The 19,865-nt window shown below is 68.4% G+C and carries 21 protein-coding genes and 1 tRNA gene; 8 read left to right on the plus strand and 14 right to left on the minus strand.

Annotated elements, in window-relative coordinates:
- Positions 1–85 precede the first annotated feature (85 nt).
- From IE241_RS26085 to IE241_RS26095, 3 genes are all read right to left on the minus strand, one after another.
- Positions 86–1,003 carry a chaplin gene (locus IE241_RS26085; protein WP_190024266.1) on the minus strand — a complete coding sequence of 306 codons (918 nt, stop codon included), beginning with the start codon at positions 1,001–1,003 and terminating at the stop codon, positions 86–88.
- A gap of 155 nt (positions 1,004–1,158) precedes the next feature.
- The gene (locus tag IE241_RS26090; RefSeq protein WP_190024267.1) at positions 1,159–1,392 is read right to left on the minus strand and encodes a chaplin; all 234 of its coding nucleotides are present in this window, start codon (positions 1,390–1,392) and stop codon (positions 1,159–1,161) included.
- Between the two features lie 140 nt (positions 1,393–1,532).
- Positions 1,533–2,876 (minus strand): M20/M25/M40 family metallo-hydrolase, encoded by a 1,344-nt coding sequence (locus tag IE241_RS26095; protein ID WP_179080225.1) that lies wholly within the window; start codon positions 2,874–2,876, stop codon positions 1,533–1,535.
- A 238-nt stretch (positions 2,877–3,114) separates the two neighbouring features.
- Between IE241_RS26095 and IE241_RS26100 the strand changes: the two genes are divergently transcribed.
- Positions 3,115–3,202: transfer RNA gene (locus IE241_RS26100), tRNA-Leu, on the plus strand.
- A gap of 88 nt (positions 3,203–3,290) precedes the next feature.
- Here IE241_RS26100 and IE241_RS26105 read toward each other — a convergent pair.
- Both IE241_RS26105 and IE241_RS26110 read right to left on the minus strand, forming a co-directional pair.
- Positions 3,291–4,526 (minus strand): tyrosine-type recombinase/integrase, encoded by a 1,236-nt coding sequence (locus IE241_RS26105; protein WP_190024268.1) that lies wholly within the window; start codon positions 4,524–4,526, stop codon positions 3,291–3,293.
- Positions 4,527–4,602: 76 nt separating this feature from the next.
- On the minus strand, positions 4,603–5,169 hold the full coding sequence (locus IE241_RS26110) for a hypothetical protein (RefSeq protein ID WP_190024269.1): 567 nt from the start codon (positions 5,167–5,169) through the stop codon (positions 4,603–4,605).
- Positions 5,170–5,312: 143 nt separating this feature from the next.
- Between IE241_RS26110 and IE241_RS26115 the strand changes: the two genes are divergently transcribed.
- A complete protein-coding gene (locus tag IE241_RS26115; RefSeq protein ID WP_190024270.1) occupies positions 5,313–5,495 on the plus strand; it encodes a helix-turn-helix domain-containing protein in 183 nt (60 codons plus the stop codon).
- 129 nt (positions 5,496–5,624) lie between these two features.
- Positions 5,625–5,996 carry a hypothetical protein gene (locus tag IE241_RS26120; protein ID WP_190024271.1) on the plus strand — a complete coding sequence of 124 codons (372 nt, stop codon included), beginning with the start codon at positions 5,625–5,627 and terminating at the stop codon, positions 5,994–5,996.
- A 515-nt stretch (positions 5,997–6,511) separates the two neighbouring features.
- On the opposite strand, the gene IE241_RS26125 is transcribed toward IE241_RS26120, so the two are convergent.
- Entirely contained in the window at positions 6,512–8,086 is a 1,575-nt protein-coding gene (locus IE241_RS26125; RefSeq protein ID WP_190024272.1) for a HEPN domain-containing protein, read from the minus strand.
- A 320-nt stretch (positions 8,087–8,406) separates the two neighbouring features.
- Between IE241_RS26125 and IE241_RS26130 the strand changes: the two genes are divergently transcribed.
- Positions 8,407–8,745, plus strand: coding sequence for a hypothetical protein (locus IE241_RS26130; RefSeq protein ID WP_190024273.1), 339 nt, complete (start codon positions 8,407–8,409; stop codon positions 8,743–8,745).
- Between the two features lie 196 nt (positions 8,746–8,941).
- Here IE241_RS26130 and IE241_RS26135 read toward each other — a convergent pair whose 3' ends face one another.
- The gene (locus IE241_RS26135) at positions 8,942–9,643 is read right to left on the minus strand and encodes a TRADD-N-associated membrane domain-containing protein (RefSeq protein WP_190024274.1); all 702 of its coding nucleotides are present in this window, start codon (positions 9,641–9,643) and stop codon (positions 8,942–8,944) included.
- A gap of 302 nt (positions 9,644–9,945) precedes the next feature.
- On the opposite strand from IE241_RS26135, the gene IE241_RS26140 reads away from it, so the two are divergent.
- Positions 9,946–10,779, plus strand: coding sequence for a recombinase family protein (locus IE241_RS26140; RefSeq protein ID WP_190024275.1), 834 nt, complete (start codon positions 9,946–9,948; stop codon positions 10,777–10,779).
- 68 nt (positions 10,780–10,847) lie between these two features.
- Here IE241_RS26140 and IE241_RS26145 read toward each other — a convergent pair whose 3' ends face one another.
- From IE241_RS26145 to IE241_RS34675, 5 genes are all read right to left on the minus strand, one after another.
- Positions 10,848–11,498 carry a hypothetical protein gene (locus tag IE241_RS26145; protein WP_229899813.1) on the minus strand — a complete coding sequence of 217 codons (651 nt, stop codon included), beginning with the start codon at positions 11,496–11,498 and terminating at the stop codon, positions 10,848–10,850.
- A gap of 184 nt (positions 11,499–11,682) precedes the next feature.
- The gene (locus IE241_RS26150) at positions 11,683–12,555 is read right to left on the minus strand and encodes an aldo/keto reductase (protein ID WP_229899815.1); all 873 of its coding nucleotides are present in this window, start codon (positions 12,553–12,555) and stop codon (positions 11,683–11,685) included.
- Positions 12,556–12,584: 29 nt separating this feature from the next.
- Positions 12,585–13,772: a JmjC domain-containing protein gene (locus tag IE241_RS26155; RefSeq protein ID WP_190024278.1), complete on the minus strand. Its 1,188-nt coding sequence runs from the start codon at positions 13,770–13,772 to the stop codon at positions 12,585–12,587.
- A 14-nt stretch (positions 13,773–13,786) separates the two neighbouring features.
- Complete coding sequence (locus IE241_RS26160; protein WP_165289379.1) at positions 13,787–13,924, minus strand: hypothetical protein; 138 nt, start codon at positions 13,922–13,924, stop codon at positions 13,787–13,789.
- 77 nt (positions 13,925–14,001) lie between these two features.
- Positions 14,002–14,124 carry a hypothetical protein gene (locus IE241_RS34675; RefSeq protein WP_268254429.1) on the minus strand — a complete coding sequence of 41 codons (123 nt, stop codon included), beginning with the start codon at positions 14,122–14,124 and terminating at the stop codon, positions 14,002–14,004.
- A gap of 425 nt (positions 14,125–14,549) precedes the next feature.
- Here IE241_RS34675 and IE241_RS26165 point away from each other — a divergent pair, with 425 nt between their 5' ends.
- From IE241_RS26165 to IE241_RS26175, 3 genes are all read left to right on the plus strand, one after another.
- Positions 14,550–15,806: a helix-turn-helix transcriptional regulator gene (locus tag IE241_RS26165; RefSeq protein ID WP_190024279.1), complete on the plus strand. Its 1,257-nt coding sequence runs from the start codon at positions 14,550–14,552 to the stop codon at positions 15,804–15,806.
- 14 nt (positions 15,807–15,820) lie between these two features.
- Positions 15,821–16,180: a hypothetical protein gene (locus tag IE241_RS26170; RefSeq protein ID WP_161290195.1), complete on the plus strand. Its 360-nt coding sequence runs from the start codon at positions 15,821–15,823 to the stop codon at positions 16,178–16,180.
- Positions 16,181–16,472: 292 nt separating this feature from the next.
- On the plus strand, positions 16,473–16,883 hold the full coding sequence (locus IE241_RS26175; RefSeq protein ID WP_190024280.1) for a (2Fe-2S) ferredoxin domain-containing protein: 411 nt from the start codon (positions 16,473–16,475) through the stop codon (positions 16,881–16,883).
- Positions 16,884–16,932: 49 nt separating this feature from the next.
- On the opposite strand, the gene IE241_RS26180 is transcribed toward IE241_RS26175, so the two are convergent.
- Both IE241_RS26180 and IE241_RS26185 read right to left on the minus strand, forming a co-directional pair.
- Entirely contained in the window at positions 16,933–18,465 is a 1,533-nt protein-coding gene (locus tag IE241_RS26180; protein WP_190024281.1) for an APC family permease, read from the minus strand.
- A 68-nt stretch (positions 18,466–18,533) separates the two neighbouring features.
- Positions 18,534–19,520, minus strand: a complete 987-nt coding sequence (locus IE241_RS26185) for a hypothetical protein (protein ID WP_190024282.1) — start codon at positions 19,518–19,520, stop codon at positions 18,534–18,536.
- Positions 19,521–19,865: the final 345 nt, after the last annotated feature.

Consider the following 19,865-nt stretch of genomic DNA (forward strand, 5'->3'; position numbering starts at 1 on the left):
CACGGACGGAGCGGGCCCCGCATCGCGGGACCCGCTCCGTGTTCGTACGAACCGCTCCGGATGATCCGGGTCAGTGCGCTCCGGGTCAGTTCTGCCCGGCACGCGCCCGGCGGTAGATGACCGCACCGCCGAGCAGCAGACCGGCGCTGGCGGCGCCGGCCATGCCCAGCTGGCCCGCGCCGGTGTGCGCGAGCTCAACGGCCTTGGCCGCCGGACCGGTGGCCGCGGAGACGGCGGGGGCCGCCTTGTGCTCGGCCTTCACCTCGGGGGCGGGGGTGTGCGCGGCGTCCGTCCGCACGGGCTTGTGCCCGGCGGGGGTGTGGTCGGCCGGCTTGTCCTTGCCCGGGGTGTGACCGCCCGGCGTGTGGTGGTCCGACGACTGGTCCGTCGGCGGCTTGTGGCCGTGGTCCCCACCGGGCGGGTTGTGGTGCGGCGGCTTGTGAGTGCCGTCGTGCCCGCCGGGGTGGCCCGGGTGACCGGGGTGGTTGGGGTGACCCGGGTGACCGGGGTGGCCCGGCCATCCGGGACCGTCGCCCTCGTCCACGTTGGCGCACTTGTTGCCCGTGGTGTGGTTGCCGACGCCGACGACGTTGACGCTGTTGCCGCAGGCGTTGACCGGCACCTCGACCGGCACCTGGATGGTGTTGCCCGAGGCCACACCGGGCGAGTCGGTGCTGGCGCCGTGGGCGCCGGAACCGCCGTGCCCGTGGTTGCCACCGCCGGGGCCGCCCTTGCCGCCGTGGCCGCCACCGTGGTGCCCGCCGTTGACACACGTGTTGCCCGAGGCCGGGTTGAGCGCCCCGATGACGTTCACGGTGTTGCCGCAGGCGTTGACCGGCACGTGGACCGGGACCTGGACGGTGTTGCCCGAGGCCACACCGGGCGAGTTCGCCGCGTGGCCACCGGCCCCGGACGACGCCTGGGCGTAGCTGCCGGTCACGGCGGCGAGTACGCCACTCGCCGCCGCTGCAGTGATCAGGCCCTTCTTGGTGACCTGTCGCATGAGTCCTGCCTCTCTGCTTGCGCTATACGGATACACGCCAGCAATAAGGACAAAGTGCCCACATGCTCGCGCATCGAAAGCCCGGGCGGCCCCGGAGTGCACACATGTCACTCCGGAGCCGCCCTTGTCAGACCCTTACGGGTTGAGGCACGACGTCAGTCGTTGACGCAAGTGTTGCCGAACGTGGGGTTGAGCAGCCCGACGACGTTGATCGAGTTGCCGCACACGTTGACCGGAACCTGAACCGGCACCTGGACCACGTTGCCGGAGACCACACCGGGCGAGTTCACGGCGGCCCCCTGGGCGCCGGAGTCCGCCGCGGCAAGGCCAGCACCCGCGAGCACGAGACCACCGGTAACGGCCGCGGAAGCGACGACCTTCTTGATCATTGTTCCTCCTTGTTGGCAATGCGGTCCCAGCCGCGGACCGCACACCTGTAACGACGAGGAGGTAATCGGGCTACGCAACCCTCAGATCATTCACTCGTTACGGTTAACTCGGCACAAACTTACGGAGTTTAGACCCGAATTCAGCACTGATCGAGGAACCGGTCGAGAACGCGTGCGCCGAACTTCAGACCCTCCAGGGGCACTCGTTCGTCAACACCGTGGAACATGCCCGCGAAGTCCAGCTCCGGCGGCAGCTGCAGCGGCGCGAAACCGAAGCACCGGATGCCCAGGTCGTCGAACGACTTCGCGTCCGTACCGCCCGAGAGCATGTACGGCACGGCGCGCGCGATCGGGTCCTCCGCCTTCAGGGCCGACTGCATGGCATCGACGAGCTTGCCGTCGAAGCTCGTCTCCAGCGCCTTGTCCGCGTGCACGTCCTCGCGCCTGACCCGCGGGCCGAGGATGCGGTCGAGGTCGGCGAGGAACTCCTCCTCGTACCCCGGCAGGAACCTTCCGTCCACGTGCGCCGTGGCCTGCCCCGGGATCACGTTGACCTTGTATCCCGCGCCCAGCATGGTCGGGGCGGCGGTGTTGCGCAGCGTGGTGCCGATCATCTTGGCGATGCCGCCGAGCTTGGCGAGCGTCGTCTCCATGTCCTCGGGGTCGAGCGGGGTGCCGAGGGCGTCGGAGAGCTCGTCGAGGAAGGACCGCACGGTCTTGGTCATCCGCACCGGGAACTCGTGCCGCCCGAGCCGGCCGACCGCCTCGCACAGCTCCGTGATCGCGTTGTCCTTGTTCGTCATCGAGCCGTGGCCGGCGGTGCCGTCGACCGTGAGCCGCATCCAGTGCATGCCCTTCTGGGCCGTCTCGATCAGATAGAGCCGCAGGTTCTCGTTGACCGTGAAGGAGAAGCCGCCGACCTCCCCGATCGCCTCGGTCACGCCCTCGAAGAGCCCGGGGTGCTTGTCCACCAGGTGGCGGGCGCCGTAGACGCCGCCGGCCTCCTCGTCCGCGAGGAAGGCGAGCACCACGTCGCGCGGGGGCTTGCGGCCCGTGCGCATGCGGTCGCGGACGACCGCGAGGGTCATCGCGTCCATGTCCTTCATGTCCACCGCGCCACGGCCCCACAGGCACCCGTCCGCGATCTCGCCCGCGAAGGGGTGGTGGGTCCAGTCGGCGGCGTTGGCCGGGACGACGTCGGTGTGGCCGTGGATCAACAGCGCCGGACGGGAGGGGTCCTCGCCCTCGATCCGCGCCACCGTCGAGGCGCGCCCCTTGTGGGACTCGAAGATCTGCGGTTCGAGCCCGACCTCGGCGAGCTTCTCCGCCACGTACTCGGCGGCGGCACGCTCGCCCGGCCCGGAGTGGTCGCCGTAGTTGCTGGTGTCGATCCGGATCAGATCGCGGCAGAGGTCGACGACCTCGTCCTCGCCGCCCCCGCCGCCCTTGCCCGCCCCGGCCCCGGCCGGCTTCGACTCGCTCACGCTGCCTCCTCCTGGTTCGCTGCCGCGGGCCGCCGGCGAGGGCGGCCCACGGCGTGGGTCCTCGGCCATCCTCTCTCTCCGCCCGCTCCAGCCCAAGGCCGCAATGCTGCCGACATCCGCCCGCCACACTCGCCGGAGCCGCCGGAGCCGCCGCACCGGGCACGTGATCGAGCACCCCCAGATCTTTGGTATTGTTTTCCTCGTCGGAAGGGCAACGGCCCGGAAGACAAAACACCCGGTCCGGGTGGCGGAATGGCAGACGCGCTAGCTTGAGGTGCTAGTGCCCTTTATCGGGCGTGGGGGTTCAAGTCCCCCCTCGGACACCAGCTGAGACCCCACTTCACGTGGGGTTTTCTGCTTTTCTGGGCAGTGGCGTGACCAACCACGTGACCAACGGCCCAGAGATTCCCCAGGTCAGACCAGGGATGACAGGCCCAGTCGGCCCGCACCGGAGGCGGCGAGCTTCCGCGCTCCGTCCTTACGTGAGTGCCCGTACCGGGCCATCGTGTAGCCCGGCGAGTGGTGCCGGACGTTCGCGGAGACCTCTACAGGGTTCTCCCCGGCCTCCAGATCGTTCGTGACCTTGCTGTGCCGCCAGTCGTGAATGCGGAAGCCCTCCGGCAGGTGCAGCCGGGTGCGCATGGTGCGCCATCGTGCGGACACCTTCTCGGGGTCCTGCGGGCCACCTGCCTCCCCTCGATAGAGCTTGAAGCCGTCGCGGGCGAACACCAGGTCGTGATCAACCCAGCCGCCCCCGAGCCGTGCCCGCTCCGCGTCCTGCCGTTGTTTCTGCCACTTCAGGACGTTCATCACGGACTGATCCACGTAGATCCGCGCATTGTCGTCACCGTCCTTGGTGAGCTTGCGAAGCCGGTAGGTGTTGCCCTCCTCAACCACGACCCAGCCGAGCTCGATGGACCCCTCATCCCAGTTCACGAGGGACCACTTCATGCCCAGCGCCTCGCTGCGGCGCACTTCGGTAGCGGCGTAGACGGTCCACAGTGGGGCGTCACGGAGGCAGTGATGAGCCAGGCCGCCGTCGCAGGCCCGGTTGCCGCACGGCTCCCACACGGACGCCAGGAAGCGCGCCGTCTGGCCATCGTCCACGGTCGGGTACTTCTGTTCCTGTGCCCGGATCTGCCGCGCGGTGGGCGGGTGTGCGGTCGCAGCTGGGTTGGCGGGTATCAGCCTGGGCACTGCCGCGCCAAGTGCGCCAGAGAGGATGTTGTGGACGTGCCGGACGCTCTTCACTCCCAGCGGCTTGCCGTGGTTCGTGCGGCACGGGGCGGTTTCCAGTAGCCGGTACAGGTCGTCAAGGGTGTCGTCGGTGACTTCGCACAGCTTCACGCTGCCGATGTGCGGCTTGATGTGCAGACGGATCTTCGTCTCGTACCCGGCCACGGTGGTTCCCTCCTTCCTGTGATTCGACAGCCACTTGTCGAGCCAGTCGCCCAACTTCATGTCCGAGCGGGCCGCGACCTTGCCCGCCTCGTAGTCGGTCGTCCACTGCCGGAGCGCCTTCTCCGCTGCGGTCTTGTTCTTGAACTCCCGGCCTATCCAGAAGCGATCCCGCTTCCCCGTCGCCTTGTTGAAGTGCTCAGGAGTACGGACACCCCAGGTGTCCGCCCGCCCCTTGCGAGGGATGAGCACCGGAGTGCCTCCCATCCCGTTGCCACGCTTGGCCACCTACCGTTCCCCCCTTGCTCTATTCCAGCCCCTACGGCTGTCACACGCCGTCAGCTCCATCGGCAAGCTTGATCCCCTTCAACGTCTCGACGGCCTTGTCCGTGAGCTGGCCGCCCGCCTTGCCCTCGACCTTGGTCAGGAAGCCCCTCTGACGTGCCGCCCGCAGGTGCCCCTTCAGCGTGGCCTGCTTCGATCCCGTCCAGAGCTCAAGGTCCTGGGCGGGTGCGCGCCGTCCGGCGTTCACGAAGCGCACGTACAGGGCGGAGAGCACCGCGAGGTACTCGTCAGACACCCCCTTGGGCAGGCCAGCCAGCTCTCGCCGGAAGTTCTCCACTGCCTGTCGGCCAGCGTGAGCCAGCTCGGCCAATGGCTCCACCTCTTCCGCGAACGCGGCCGTGTCGATCTGCCGCAGGACCGTGCTGGTGATGCCGCGCGCTACCTCTTGCGGGTCGGCTTCCTCGTCCGGCTCGATCCGGATTTCTCGGGGATTGCCCGAGGTGGAGTCGAGCGGAAGCCACATGGTGACCTTCCACGCCCCGATGCGCTGCACCTGTTCGACGCCCGCACGGGACGGAGCGCCGCCCTCGTGATCAGCAGATTTCGTCATGGCGCCACCGTACGGAGCTCAACCACCCTAGGCAAGTCAGGCTGTGACGCATCCGGCTTTGACTGAACCAGACTGATAGCGCAGGATGGGCCATCCCCGGGGGGGGGGGCAACCCCCACCGCAGCACCAGAGGAGTCAGCCCGTTGCAAAACGCCCGCCTGATGAGCGTCGCCGACCTTGCCGAGTACCTGGGCGTCACGCCCGCGTGGGTCTACAACAACCATCGAGCACTCAACATCCCCGCCCGCAAGATCGGCGGACATCTCCGCTTCCGACCCTCCGACGTGGACCGCTGGATCGAGCGAGAGTGCCCGGCTGTCGCCTGACCAGGACCGCTCAAGCCCTCGCCGCCAAGCCGGCCGGACTGCTGACCGTGCCTACCAGAAGGGGGTACATGTCCCCGCCCAGTCGGGGTTGCAAGGCGCTCGCTGAACGTCCAGAAGGGATTCACCACAGTGAGGCGTACGTCATTCCAGTTTGAAGGCGACTTCGCCGCCGTGTTGCAGGAGGAGTACAAGCAGCGGGCCAGAGACCCGCGCTACGAGTATCGCCACCGCGTCGAATATGCGGCCATGGGATGGGCAAACCGCATCGGGCATGCCGAGTTTCCTCCGGGCGAGCTGAACAAGATCCTCGTGGACAAGCACGGGGTAGTGCCGAGTAAGGACGCCGTGAACCACGTGCGCCGGACGAAGGAGTGGGGCCTCATTGAGTCGGAATCGAACCGCCGATGCCTTGTCCTGCCGGAGTACCGGTTTCAGAAGGGCATCGGTGACGTGACCTGCGACGACCACGGCATACGCCCAGCCAAGCGCTTCAGGCCATAGCGGACACGCGGGGCGTGTTGGTTAGTGGGGGTACCGACACACGGGATCTGTCGATGCCGAGCTGGAAGACATACGCCTTGTGTCGCTGCAACCGCTTGACCTGGGGCGATGCGCCGCCCCGTCTCTATCTCTCTTGGTAAGCCTCGCGGGATGGCAAGGCAAGGCGCAAAGGGGCCAGCGCAAGGGGCGGCCCCAGGCCGCCACAGCGCGAAACCGTTTGCGTCCGGGCGGCCCCACGGGGGCCGATAGGGCGAAGCCACTTACTTACGTGGGCAGCGGCGAAGGGAAGCAGGGGCGCGACAGCGCCCCACCTGACGAGGAGGCAGCGGCGAAAGGCTAGGGAACAGGGAGCGGCCAGAGGCCGCCACAGACCGAAGCCGGCTTCGACGGTGCGGCCCCGCAGGGGCCGACATCAGTGGAGCTGGCCAAGTGGGGCGCTCCACGCCCGAAAGCAGACACCTACACAAGTGGCCCGGTGGTGCCGCGCCGGCCAGGCGCACATGGGCGAAGGGCGTCTACTCAAGCATGATGTGCTCGCTCCGCTTGCCGCTGTCAGCAAATGCCAAGAGGTCCGGCCGCTCCTGCAACACAGCGCGGAGTGCCGCGATTGCTACCTGCACGGCTACATCGCGGGACTCGCTGATCTTCTCCATCTTGACGTCGCTGGCCCCGTGAACGATCTTGCTTCGCATGGTGTAGACACCCTTGGCCTTCTTCATGAAGACGAGGCGTTCTTCGAGCGTGTGGCAGAGAAGTCGTGCCAGCGAGGCGCAGACACGGAAGGTGATCTCACTGTGCGTGCCGAAGATGGATTCCCAGACGATGACAGCGTCCACGAGGGCGTCGACGGGGTCCTGACGTTCCGTGATCGCGCGAAGCAGCCGCTGCGACGCGTGGCCGAGATTCTCAAGTGCGAGTCCGTCCAGTACTGCAATCCATCGTTCCCACTCTTCGGCCTGCTCGACTGACAGGCGCGTCGGTGTCCTCTGACGCAGCCTGGCGATCTCTGTCATCGTGTAACCCGTAACATCCGCGATGGGGTTATCGATTTTTGCCCAAGTCGGCAGTAGCGGTGGCAAGTGCGGGTTGTCCATGGCTAGGGCGAAGGCCAGTCGGACATCTTGAACCCGGCGCTCAAGGTGGCTGTAGCTACTCGACGAGATGGCAGAGGGGAACTCGCTCTCGGCAGGCTGCTGAGCAAACTCCGAGACCCACGGAACCGTCGTTTCTACGGTCAGATCTCCTGTGCCTCGACTCACGAGTTGCGACCCATCGGGAAGCGACATGCTAGTGAGATCACGAAGGCTGTCGACGAGTCGATTATCGGTTTCGAGAGCTATGCGCACCCTGCCCCAGGGAGCGGTGAGTTCTGGCTTCCCCTCGGGTAGGAGGACTCCGGACAGCCCCGCTAGGCCTAGCGTTTGGACAGCCTTCCCCGCATAGAGCGCCCGTGCGGTGTTGAGCGCTGCGGGAAGGTCAGTGAGCAGGTCATCCAATTCCGGTGTTGCCGCGCACCGCGCAGAGGCGCGGCGGAACGCTGCCGCGACGATGCCCGGTCCAAGCATTGCGAGCTGGAGGCCGCCAGCACTGCCGGCACTGGTGACGTGGAGGAGCCCGTCCGTAGGTGCAGATTCGATGGTGAACGGCAAGGCCGGGTCCTCAGCGATGGCCCGAGTCATGCGCTCCCTGGCTTGGCCTCCCCATCCGAGGGAGAATCCGCCTTCCCCTAGAAGGAGGCCTCCAAAGTTCTCGGCTGCCCATACGTGCAGAGCTGCCAGCACGTTGTCATCCGGTGGTTCAGGGAGTACCAGCTCCGTACCACCTGACGCCAGCCGGAGTTCGTTAAGCAAGGTCTTGCCAGTGTCAGGGTTGATCATCCCAAGGTGGCTGATCCGGAGATAGGCAGGGACTGGCGCCCCTTCCGGTACCACTCCCTGCGATGCCCGGTGAACGAGTGTCGCAACCGAGAGTTGTTCGGGTGTCCGCGTGGGTTGGCCATCGACGGCGAGGACCCAGTCGACGAAACCGTCTCCGAAGATACGGCGAATCGCCACCTCGTCCGCTGCTGGGTCTTCTTGGGGAGGAGTCACCTTCCTGACGATATAGACCCGCCCACAGCTGCACACGCGAGTTTGCCGAGTCACGCTGCGGCCACCGAGCCGCGGTAGACCGCGACCGGCTCTCGATTCTCTTGAGACGAGTCGCGCAGCGGGTTGGCCGACGCGTGCCATCTGCGAGAATGCGACTCCTGAGGGGGAGGGGCAGCATGGGACTCTTTGGTGGATGGTCAACTGGCCGTGGGCTGTACGGGGGTTACCGGGTCGGCGGTCCCATGCGACGTCGACGGGCCATGGGCTCTCATGCCTTTCAATCGACCTCCACGCCAGCGAATAGCGCCAGCGCCAACGACGTGCCGACCTGGCTCACGCTCTGTCTCACCCTGCCGGGAATCGTCCTGCCGATAGCCGGGGCCGTCTGGCTGGGTGTCTGGGCGTGGCAGGCGGTACACGAGGGGATGTTCTCCAACGCGATGTGGGTGGTGCTGAGTGTTGGCTGCATCCTGATCGCCGCGGCAGTCGGCGCGCTTGCCGGCGTACTTCTCGCCCTGCCCGTAACTGTTGTCCTGCCGCTGATAGCTGGTGTGCTCATCGGTATCGTGAGGGCCTTCCGGTGGATGAAATCCCGCGTTCTCCCCAGGGCGCCTCGGACTTCGGAACCCTCAGATCAGACCGTTGACCTGGGCAAATGATCGCTGATCGCCAACCAGCAGCCGCCTGATCGCCCCTGGAACCGTGGCGGAATCCGAGCTGCTAAGACATGGCGGTCGGCGATTAGAGCTAAGGGGGGCATACCCCACCCTTGACGTCGCAGTCGCGCGTCGTGACTATCTGCTCCGCCGCCGTTGTGGTGGGTGTCAGGCCCTACCCCTCCCGCTGCGGTCGGCGTTAGCGAGGGGAACCACCCGACTCGATTTCGCCAGGCTGACGGAACCCTTGCTCAGGCAGAAGGCGGTCAACCATCACGTCAGGGCTCGACTGCATGTCCAGTGCCTTCATCGCCGCAGCCGCATTGAGGCGATCCCGTGCTACCGGATCTTCAACCCTGTCAATCAGCGTGGTGGCTGTCTCTAGCTTGTGATCAAGGTCGATCTTGACGTCCATGCGGTCGGCCTGCTCCGTGACGTGGGCACGAGCGCGGCGAGCGTGGACGGCCAGCGCGCCACCGCCGACCGTAATCAGGGCACCCGTCAAGCTCGTCACGATCGGTAGGTAGCTGAGGTCGGGATTCCCCGCGTGCACCAGCGCTAGCACTCCGCCAGCCAGGATGACAGCCGCGCCACCAGACATGAACCAAACGCTCAACCGGAACGTCCACTCCGCTTGCTTAAGGGAGTGCTTCAAGAAGTCGAAGAAGAAGCGTTGGCGCTGCTCGGCGAGGGTTTCGCGGTCTCGCCCCTGACTAACGTCCTGCCCTGCATCCGACTGAACGTTTGCGTGGTTGTCGCCGATGAATACGTTGCTTTGCCCACTTACGTGGATGGCTCCACTCACCGCACCAAAGTGAACAGCCGGCCCTTCCGCTTGCCCGCCGACAGGCTCCACCTTGCCCTGCTCCTTGTCGGGAGATCCGCCCTTACCAGCCGTCACGTTGTCCCCCCCGGAAGCTACTAGCGCCACGTCAACTCCACTCAGATTAGCGGTAGTCGATCGCGCAGCACCCCGTCATGGTGATGTGCGGGCCATGGGGAAGGTGGGGTCTGGCCGCCTCCGCCCCTCGGGGGGAGAGGGGCGGCTACCGGAAGCCGCCGTCTCGAAAACCTTCGTTATCGGGACGGTTGGGCCAAGCTCGAGGCGTATCCGTTTCGCCCCCGCTCGGATGTCTCGCAACCCGTCCCGAAACATCACCCCTCAGGCTAGCTTTCGGGACACGTTTATGGGACTGTCTCGTCATGTCCACGAATACCCCGGCCGCACAGGTCGAACGTCACGCCTGCCCGAAGTGCGATGCCCCTGCCGGTAGCCCCTGCCGTACGACCACGGGCAAGGTGGCGGCGAGCTACCACACGGGGCGCTTCGCACTGGTGCCCGCGCTCAAGGCGGAACTGACCGTGAAGACTCCGGCAGACCGCAACCCCGGCAAGGCATGGACGGCAGGCGCTCCCGTTCCGCAGGTACCCGACGCGATACCGGGCGCAGTTATCCGACTCGGCTACGCCCGTTGCTCCACGGTCGGGCAGGAACTCCAGTCTCAGTTGGACATGCTGGCCCGTGCCGACTGCACCCGCGTGTTCTCGGAGAAGATCAGCACCCGCGTGAAGGAGCGGCCGGAGCTTGAGAAGGCGCTCACGCTGGCACGGGAGATCAAGGCAGCCGCACCGAATCAGCCCGTCGTCCTGACCGTGGTCGAGATGAAGCGGCTTGCCCGCAGTGCGGCGGAGCTGATGACTCTGTCTTCCACCCTTCAGGCGGACGGCATCCAACTGGAACTCCTGTCCGGTCCCCTTCAGGGCGTGTACGACCCGAACGGGGCAGGTGCCATCGTGTTCGCCGTGCTCGCCGTGAGTGCCGAGGTGGAGCGGGAAGGCATTCGGGAGAAGACGTTGGAAGGGCTGGACGCTGCGGCCCGCAACGGCAACGTCGGTGGGCGTCCGTCCGTCGTGGACGACGACAAGCTAGCCGTCGCCCGTGCCCGGCACGCCAAGGGAGAGAGCGTCACGTCCATCGCTAAGACCCTGGGAATCGGTCGTGCCACCTTGTACCGCCACCTCGGAGAGAGCGCCTGAGACAGGCGCACACGGACACAGGCGGGCCCCCGGCATCACGTCGGGGGCCGCTGTCATGCACGGGCCTGTCAGGCGCTGACCTCCGAGTGCACCGGGACCGGTGGCCGAACGCCCGTGAGCGATTCCGCGCGAGCGAGTAGGCGCGGGGCCAGGTCCGGATACCAGCCACGGGCGACGGCTTGCAGCATCTCTGCCAGGGCCGCGAGTTCTCCGACTCGGCCGACTGGGGTGTCCAGGACCGAAGCGAACTCCAGCCGGATACGGTCCGCCACGTCGGGAACGAGCAGGCTGTTGGCGTGGAGAAGACCCGCGTCGTAGCCGTAGGGCACCAGACCCCACCGCTCCCAGTCCAGCAGGGTCAGGGGCATGGTCGTGAGGTTGCCCCAGTGCAGGTCACCATGACCGGTCGCCCGCTCCACCTTGGCCGGGGCAGGGATGCCGAGAAACTGAGGGAAGGCGCGTTCGATCCACCCATCCCGGACAGTGACCTTCACTCCCTCCGCTCCAGCGAGCAGGGCCAGAGCTCGGCGCAGGTCGGCCCACCACTCGGCAGGCAAGCCGGGGTCGCGGTCCAGGTCGGCCCGCTCCGGGGACACGACGGGGTGCGTCACGTAATCGAGGACTTCGGCCTCGAAGGCCCACTCCCCGTCAGTCCAGTCGTGCACCTCGTACAGGCGCGGGCGCGGGACCGCGTCAGGCACCAGCAGGGAAGCCCCCACGATGCCCTCCCCCTGCTTCCTGCCCGCGTTCCTCCTGGCCGTCCGGCCTACCCGTAGCCACCGCTCCCCTGCCTGCCGACCGAGGGTCACACCTTGGAACCCCCAGGCCAGCGGACCCGTACACATGAGACCCAGAGCCTTCGCCGCCCTGTCGTGCGCGGCCTCCATCAGGGTCTGTACGTCCTCACTCGGCGGCGAGTTCATCGGTCACCCTCCTCAGTTCATCGGCCGTCAGGGGTGCAGCCAGAGCCTTCGCCGCATCGTCCCAGTGTTCGCGGGTGCTCGCGGAAGTCAGGACGACATCGAGGCCGGGGCACGATCCAGCAGCCAGCAGGGCAGCGGCTGCGGCCGACAGACCAGGGCGGATGAAGTTCACCAGTTCAGGCGTCATGGCATCCAGCAGTTCGCCGCCGTGCAGAGGTGCGGAGCCGAACGTGATCAGCCCCGCGTCCTTCGCCTGCACCAGCGGTCCGCCGCCGTCGAGCGCCTGTCTGATCAGGTCGTCCATGATCAGGCTGACGGGCATCTGCAACGCCGTGAAGTGGTGCTCGGCGGAGCCCGCCGCCTGTCGCGCGAGCGCGAGCAACTCGGGAACCGTGAATGCTTCGGAGGTCAGGCCCGTCCAGGTGGCGACCCCGTACCCGCCGATCTTGCCCGCATGAGCGAATTCTTCCAACGCCGTGAAGGCTTCCCGTACACGCCAGTGCAGAGCGGCACGGTCAAGGCCATGCCCGTGGTGCTCGGGGTTGTGCACGAACACCAGGTCCACGCGGCCGAGTGAGCCTAACGAACGCTTCGTCTGCCAGCGAACGAAGCCCGGTTCAAGGCTGTGCCGGCTGGCCATCTCTTCCCTGGTGAGCACGCCCTCAGCCAGGGCGGTGCGGCCTTGCTCTTCCGTGAAGAACCCCGTCTTCGTAGCTACCCGCACGCTCGGGTACTCCCCGAGAACCGGGCGCAGCTCCTCATGCGCCCGACCGTGGGCGTAGTTGGGTGCTGTGTCCACCCAGGCGCTACCGGCAGCCAGGGCGGTGCGTGCCGCCTGACTGACGGCACGCACGCGGTACGTCCCTAGCGAGAGAGCGGCGGTCACAGCGCGGTCCCCACGACTGCGACGGCATGGCCCTCGATTAGGGCGGATACCAGTTCGGCCACGTCCTTGATCTCCAGTCCGGTGGAGTCGGCCATCTCTCCGAGCGTGGTCGGCTGACCGGTCAGCAGCGTGCCCAGTACGGGCGCGGCCGACTCGGCGAAGTCCCAGGCGGTACCGGCCGCCGAGAACGTGACCGTGCTGTGGGCGGGGTTCGCTGTCAGACGGCCCCGAGGGGCGGTCAGCTTGACCGTGATTTCCGGCCGTGCGGGCAGCCCGTCCACGTAGGGCAGCGAGGGAATCGCGTGCCCCAGGTCGGTCGTGTCGATGGACTGCGCCCACCGTTCCACCAACCGGGGGTCCGCCATCATGCCCAGCACCTCACGGCGCACGGCCTCGATGAAGTCCGACTGCTCCACCAGGGAAGCGAACCGCGGGATGTCCTTGCGCAGTGCGAGGGACGACCGGAGCTGATCCACGACCCAGAGCATGAGGTCCGCGCCCGTGTGCGGGACCATGCCGAACGTCAGGTGCAGCGACTCCGTCCCCTGGTCAGCCGTGACCGCGTGCCACCAGCCGCGCGGCAGGTAGAGCACATCACCGGGGGCGAGAACGATGTCCGCCACCGGGCCACCCTTGGGCCTCTCCGGTGACTCCACGTCCCGGAAGGTCGGAGCCTCACGGGTGGAGCCGTACAAGCGCCACCGCTTCGAGCCGTGAACCTGCACCACGACCACGTCGTGGTCGTCCCAGTGCAGGCCGAAGCCCTCCCTATCGGTCCAGGATGCGTACGCGTTGGCCTGCACGGGCGTGCCAAGGAACCGTTCAAGACCTTCGGCAGCCGCACCCACCGCCGGGTGGATCTTCTCGACCGCATCGAGGACCAGCGACGCCCCGTCCTTGAGCTGGGCGTGGAAATCGGCCGGCTGGATGCGCGACCAGGTGACCGCCCGGCGGTTCGTGGTCGGGATCGCGTAGCGGTGAAGGGGGACCATCTCGCCGTCGGCCGACAGGCGCAGCCGGGGCGGCTCCAGTCGCTGCGTGGCGATGATCCGGTTGAGGTCGTCCCAGGAGAACAGGCCCGCCGTGTTGGCGGTGCCGGGAAAGTGCGCGTAGGAGCGGTGGTACGTCTGGGCGAGGAACGTGTCCCCGCCCAGACGCCCCGCCCACGAGGCTGCATCAAGCATCGTGGGCAGCCCCGTTAGTCGTTGCCGTCGGAACGGCCGCTACTGACGTCGGACTCCTGCTCGGCGCGGGTGCGCGCGGCGACGATCTTCCGCTTCGCGACGAGCAGGCCACCACCCTCGGGGGCCGCCGAACCGGTGTTCTCTTCCACCATCGGACTTACCTCTCTACTCGGAAACCCCCGCCGGGAATCCGGCGGGAGGAACGGGAGGGCAGCAGCCTTCGAGGCGGCTACCGCGTCGCAAGGGCTCCGGCGAGGAACACAGCCGAGCCGCCGAGGATCATGGCCAGGTAGAGCGGACCTGCGTACCGGCCGAAGCGGCGCAGCACCCAGTTCCGTAAGCCAGACCTCACGCCGTCCTCGGCTCGATGTCAGCCGGGCGGAGCGACGTGGCGGACAGCGACTGGTGGCCCGTGCAGCGGGCACACCCGCAGGGCGGGTATCGCCCCGGATCGGACAGGATGACGAACGCGTCACCCTCCTGGACGCTGGTGCTCTGCTGCCAGGTGCGACCCGAGTCGCGGGATACCCGAAGGGTCATGAGAACGCGGCGGTCAGCTCCGAGGCCCCGAGACTGGGCGGAACCGAAACCATCGCGAGCCATGCCGTTCTCCGTTGCCATGTCCGCACCCTTCCGCAGGTTTGCCCCCGTGCCCGTTTGCGACAACACCAAGGAAAGCGCGGGGAGTCCGAGCCCTCCACGGCATCAATGCGGCACTCTTGAAGCACATCCGTGCACGGGAACGCCGTGGGTTCAGGTCATGGGAAGAGGGGCGACATGGGACTGGCGGAACGGCGCAAGACCCTGGGTTACAGTCAGGAGAAATTGGCCGAGTTACTTGGCGTGGACCGCACAACGGTCGGACGCTGGGAGAGCGGCAAGATCGCACCGCAGCCGCCTCAGCGGCCAGGCTTGGCAGCCGCCCTCGAAGTGAGCCTTCAAGAGCTGGATGCCCTTCTGACACAGCCACGAGCCGTAAGCCGGACGACCAGATGCCAGCAGCCCAGTGACCACCCGAGTGTGGGAGACCCAGACGAAGTGATCCGCCGCGAATTCCTCCGCATCCTCACCGTCAGCGGGGCGCTGACCGCCTTGCCGCTGGACGAGGCGGAAGCCCTCTCCGATGGGGTCCTCAGGGGCGCACCCGGCGACTTCACGCGGATGAACGGCCACCTCTGGCAGGTCTACCAACTGGCCCGGTCCAAGGGGTCCGTTTACCCCATCGTCCGCGACCAACTGACCACCCTGAACGAAGCCCTCGCGGCCGACACCCGAGGCAACTCCCGCCCGCTCCTGAGCGCGGCAGCCGACCTCTTCCAACTGGCCGGGGAAGTTGCGTTCGACGCGAGCCGGTACACCGACGCGGCTGCCTCCTACGCCCTCGCAGCATCCGTTAGCAGGGACGCCGGAGCCTACGATCTGTGGGCGTGCGCACTCGTCCGGCACGCCTACGTAGACATGTCGGAGCAGCGCTACCGGCAGGCGGCACAAGTCCTGGGAGCCGCTGAGCGGCTGGCCGGGCGAGGTGACAGCAACCTCGCCACGCGGCACTGGGTCGCCGCCGTCCAGGCAGAGGCGTACGCCGGCCTGGGCGACCTCCCCGCATGCGAGCGCGCCTTGGACCAGGCGGAGCACGTCATGGACCTGAGCGCGGGCAGCACCAACGGCGGGTGGCTGCGGTTCGACGGGACGCGGCTGGCCGAAGAACGGGGAGCCCGCTACGTCCAGCTCGGACGGCTCGACCTGGCGGAGGAAGCACTGAGGCGGGCACTGGAGCAGACCGCCCTTGCCTCCGGGCAGTCCTACCGACGGCGCGGCGCCGTCCTGACCGACCTCGCCGCCATCGGCGCCAAGCGGCGAGACCCCGAACACGTCGTCGCGTACGGCTGGGAAGCCCTCCTCCTGGCCCAAGCCTCTTCCTCCGGATACGTCGCCCGTAGACTCCAGACCCTGTGCGACGAGTTCGGCCCCCTGAGCAGGGACCACCGTGTAGCGGAGCTGGGGGCGGAGATCGCCGCGCTCAGCACGCCATGACGAGAGGGGTTGGCATGTCGCAGACCGAAGGTGCACGAGTGTTCCGGGAAGCCTGGATCGCGGGAGTGCACCAGCACTTCCCCGGGGAGCCGAAGGCCGGGTACGTGACGCCTTGGGACGACACCCCGCAGTGGGAGCGCGAGGCCGCAGGCTCGGTCTACGACCAGGTCCGGCAGTTCATCGAGATCAGCGGCGGGCACGCATCGAGGCTGTCTCGCGAGCAGAAGAGTCGGTTCGTCGCGACGTGCTGGACCGCTCAGATGTTCAAGCACTTCGAGGACCCCAAGCCGGGCTACGTGGCCGACTGGCCCGACCTGCCGAAGTGGCAGCAGGAGACCGACGCCGACATCTTCGAGGCCATCGAGAAAGCCTGACCGAGCGGGCGAGATCGCCCGTCCTGGCCAGGTAGGTTGGGCACGTGACCAACGGGTGACCAACAGCGTCCTGAGGCGGCCTGAAGCAGCAGGAAAAGACAGGAAGAGCAGGACTGTCGAACCCCTACCGCGACAGGCGATCCCGCAGGTCAGAGCGCCTATGGGCTGGTGCCCGAGTGGAGAGTTCAAGTCCCCCCTCGGACACATACGGAAAGCGCCGGTCTCATCGACCGGCGCTTTCGTGTTGTCCGCGGCGGCCGGGCCGGGCGGGCCCGTGCGTATCATCTGGCTGATGATCACCAACCCTTCCCGCCGCCCGAGGCCGGCAGCCGCCTCCGCCCCCTGTCGCGTCACCGTCTGCCGCGGCTGCTGCTGCGGCGATCCGCGGAAGGTGCCGGGGGTCGATCACGCCGGGCAGATCCCGCGGCTGCGGAAGGCGTTGGGCGATGCCGCCCAGGTGCGGGCCTCCGAGTGCCTGGACGTGTGCGACCAGGCGAACGTGGTGGTCGTACAGCCGTCGGCGGCGGGGCGGGCGGCCGGCGGGCGGCCCGTGTGGCTGGGGCTCGTCAACGACGACGACGTGCTCGCCGACATAGCTGACTGGATACGGGCGGGCGGGCCGGGGCTGGCGGAGCCGCCCGGGGTGCTGGACCTTTACACGTTCACGGTGTCGCGACGGGTGGGCAAGGGCGTGGAGGAGTAGGCCCGCGGGCCGCTCCCTCTTCCGCCCCGCCCTTCGTTTCAGTCGCCGCTCAGTCGCCGCGCGGAGCGGCCGCCGCGGCCGCCTTCTCCAGCTGGAACGCCTCGTTGCCGAGGCCGATGCTGCCGTGCACCCCGGGGCGCAGGTACTTCAGGACGATGCCGTAGCCGATGCCGGCGACGACGGCCGCGCCGATGGTGCCGGGCAGGATCCAGCGCAGGGGCGATCCGGGGTCGGCGCCGAGCAGGACGTCGAAGTCCTTGACCGCGTACACGGCGATGACCACGAGGGCGACCCCGGCGACGCCGGAGGCGATCAGGCGCGGCGCCTGCGTCCGCGCGGCCCCGCGCCGGACGAAGAAGGCGATCACGGCGGCGGACGCGGCCGCCATCAGCACGATGACGCCGAGGGCGCCGACGTTGCCGCTCCAGGTGAACAGGCGCAGGACGGGCGCGGTGGGGTCGTCGTGCGGGCGGCCGTCGGTCACGGCGAAGAGGAGGACGGCGATCAGCGACACGGCGCTCTGCAGCAGGGAGCCGTAGGCCGGGGCGCCGCTCGCGCGGGAGGTGCGGCCGACGGCGGCGGGCAGCAGGCCCTCGCGGCCCATGGCGAAGGCGTAGCGGGCGACGACGTTGTGGAAGCTGAGCATCGCGGCGAACATGCCGGTCACGTAGAAGACGTGCATGACGTCGGTGAAGGTGCCGCCGAGCCGGTCCTCGGTGAGGCCGAAGAGGAGGTTAGGCCCCTGCTCCTGGGCGAGGCCGACGATGCTGCCGGGCCCGGCGGCGACGCTGAGGGCCCACGAGCTGACGGCGAAGAAGAGCGCGACGAAGCCGACGGCGAGGAAGGTGACGCGGGCGACGACGACGTTGGGGCGGCTGGTCTCCTCGGCGTAGACGGCGGCCTGTTCGAAGCCGACGAAGGCGGCGATGGTGAAACAGAGGGCGGTGCCGAGGCCGCCGCCGCCGAGGGTGGCGGGGTCGAAGGCGTGGAAGGAGACGCCCTGCGGGCCGGGGTCGGCGACGCCGGCGATGTCGAAGACCACGACCATCACGCACTCGATGAGCAGCAGGACGCCCAAGACCTTGGCGCTGAGGTCTATCTTCAGCCAGCCGAGGACGCCGACGACGAGGACGGCGGCGAGGGCGGGGACCCACCAGGCGACGGCGAGGCCCAGGTGCTTGTCGAGCAGGCCGGAGAGCTCGTAGCCGAAGATGCCGTATATCCCGAACTGCATGGGGCTGTAGGCGACGAGGGCGACGACGGAGGCGGCGGCGCCGGCCGTGCCGCCGAGGCCGCGCGCGATGTAGGCGTAGAAGGCGCCGGCGTTGTGGACGTGGCGGCTCATTTCGGCGTAGCCGAAGCTGAAGAGGGTCAGCACGACGCCGAGGATGACGAAGAGCAGGGGCTGGCCGACGATGGCCATCGTCCCGTAGGTGGTGGGCATGACGCCCGCCGTCACCATCAGGGGCGCGCTCGCGGCGACGACCGACAGGAGCAGACCGGCGAGGCCTATGCGGTCGGCGCGCAGGCGTCTGTCCTGACCCTTGAACGTGCTGATCTCGCTCGTCGTGCCCGTCGTCATGGCGGGGTGGTCCTTCCCATGGGGTGAGCGGGGGGTGATCGGAGGGGGGTACGCGCGGCCGGGCGGCGTCAGGCCGAGCCGAGGGCGGCGCGGCGTGCGTCCTGGAAGGCCTTCCCGGGGTCCCGGTCGGGGTAGCACCAGGGGGCGGGGGTGGCGTGCGGTCCTATACGGGTGAGCAGGGCCGCGGCCTCGGCGAGCCGGCCTTCGTGGAGCTTGGCGTGGGCGAGGTAGTTCAGGTCGACCTTGCGCCGGGGGTGGGCGGTGCCGTCGGTGTTGTCGTCGACGTCCCATTCGAGCCACCAGTCGAAGGCGGCCTTCATCACCTGGCGGGCGCGGCGGCTGGTCCAGTGGCCGGAGCGGGCGGGGTCGCCGGGCTCGACGCCGGAGCGGGCGAGGACGCGGTAGCGCTCGGCGTGGGCGACGACGGGGAGCACGGCCAAGGGCGAGTCCGCGGGGGCCTGTTCGGCGGCCCAGGCGGCGAAGTCGTAGACCTCGTGCAGGGGGTCGTCGCGGTCGCCGGTCTGGTGCTCGGCCAGGCACGCGGCCATGAGGTGGTGGGCGTGGTGGTGGTCGCGGTGGCGGGCGCGGACCTGGTCGAAGGCGCGGACGCGCTCGTCGTCGGTGCCGGTGCGGCGGGCGAGGATGAGGACGGCGAGCCAGGGCGAGGGGTCGGTGGGGGCCATCCTGGCGGCCACCAGGCAGGCTGCGCGCGCCGTCTCGGGGCTGTCCTTGCCGCTCACGGCGCGGAAGACGGTGGCGCAGGCGAGGAGGGCGGCGGCGTCCGGGCTGTCGGGCTCGGCGAGCTGCCACTCGCGGGCCCAGGCGACGCTGGAGGGGCCTTCGGCGAGGACGACGAGGCGGTGGCCCCGGCGGTCCCAGTCGTCGCCGGTCTCGGCGAGCAGGTTGCGGGCCTCGGTCCAGCGGCCGCGCGCCAGGGCGTCACGGACGGTGGCCAGTTCGGCGTCGTCGAGGGCGGGGTCGAAGGCCGCTCCGTCCTTGTTCCGGGGGCGGGAAGCAGCCCGGGCCGCCTTCCCAAGGGGTCGCGGGGGCGTCATCTGCGGGCTTCCTCCACGGCGTACGTCCCCTCCGGCCGCCGGGTCGGGGCGTCCGCATTCATCCACGTCAGTCACGCACAGCAAAGCGGTAGTCACGGCTCCGAGTCAAGACCCGATCTTGAGGCTGACACATCATCAACTCACATACCGTCAGTTCCGGTTACCGCCATTCACTCCCCCGCATCCCGGAGGCCACTTCAGCCCCTCCGCGCACCTGCACCCCCTTCCGTCACGCCGACCTGTGGGCAGCCCGGAGGCGCCGCGGAGGGCGACACTCAGCCAGTCGGTCACCTTGTCGACGAACGACTGTTCGAGCCATAGGGGGGCACTCCCGGCCGGTGTCGA

Origin of the sequence: Streptomyces hiroshimensis, from assembly GCF_014650335.1 — a bacterium.
In the GTDB taxonomy this organism is placed as follows: domain Bacteria; phylum Actinomycetota; class Actinomycetes; order Streptomycetales; family Streptomycetaceae; genus Streptomyces; species Streptomyces hiroshimensis.

Excerpts from the sequence above, each read along its gene's own strand:
- IE241_RS26180 (WP_190024281.1), bottom strand. The coding sequence starts at position 18,465 with ATGACGACGGGCACGACGAGCGAGATCAGCACGTTCAAGGGTCAGGAC.
- IE241_RS26160 (WP_165289379.1), bottom strand. The coding sequence starts at position 13,924 with ATGGTGGAAGAGAACACCGGTTCGGCGGCCCCCGAGGGTGGTGGCCTG.
- IE241_RS26085 (WP_190024266.1), bottom strand. The coding sequence starts at position 1,003 with ATGCGACAGGTCACCAAGAAGGGCCTGATCACTGCAGCGGCGGCGAGT.
- IE241_RS26170 (WP_161290195.1), top strand. The coding sequence starts at position 15,821 with ATGTCGCAGACCGAAGGTGCACGAGTGTTCCGGGAAGCCTGGATCGCG.
- IE241_RS26185 (WP_190024282.1), bottom strand. The coding sequence starts at position 19,520 with ATGACGCCCCCGCGACCCCTTGGGAAGGCGGCCCGGGCTGCTTCCCGC.
- IE241_RS26110 (WP_190024269.1), bottom strand. The coding sequence starts at position 5,169 with ATGACGAAATCTGCTGATCACGAGGGCGGCGCTCCGTCCCGTGCGGGC.
- IE241_RS26155 (WP_190024278.1), bottom strand. The coding sequence starts at position 13,772 with ATGCTTGATGCAGCCTCGTGGGCGGGGCGTCTGGGCGGGGACACGTTC.
- IE241_RS26175 (WP_190024280.1), top strand. The coding sequence starts at position 16,473 with ATGATCACCAACCCTTCCCGCCGCCCGAGGCCGGCAGCCGCCTCCGCC.
- IE241_RS26090 (WP_190024267.1), bottom strand. The coding sequence starts at position 1,392 with ATGATCAAGAAGGTCGTCGCTTCCGCGGCCGTTACCGGTGGTCTCGTG.
- IE241_RS26165 (WP_190024279.1), top strand. The coding sequence starts at position 14,550 with ATGGGACTGGCGGAACGGCGCAAGACCCTGGGTTACAGTCAGGAGAAA.
- IE241_RS26140 (WP_190024275.1), top strand. The coding sequence starts at position 9,946 with ATGTCCACGAATACCCCGGCCGCACAGGTCGAACGTCACGCCTGCCCG.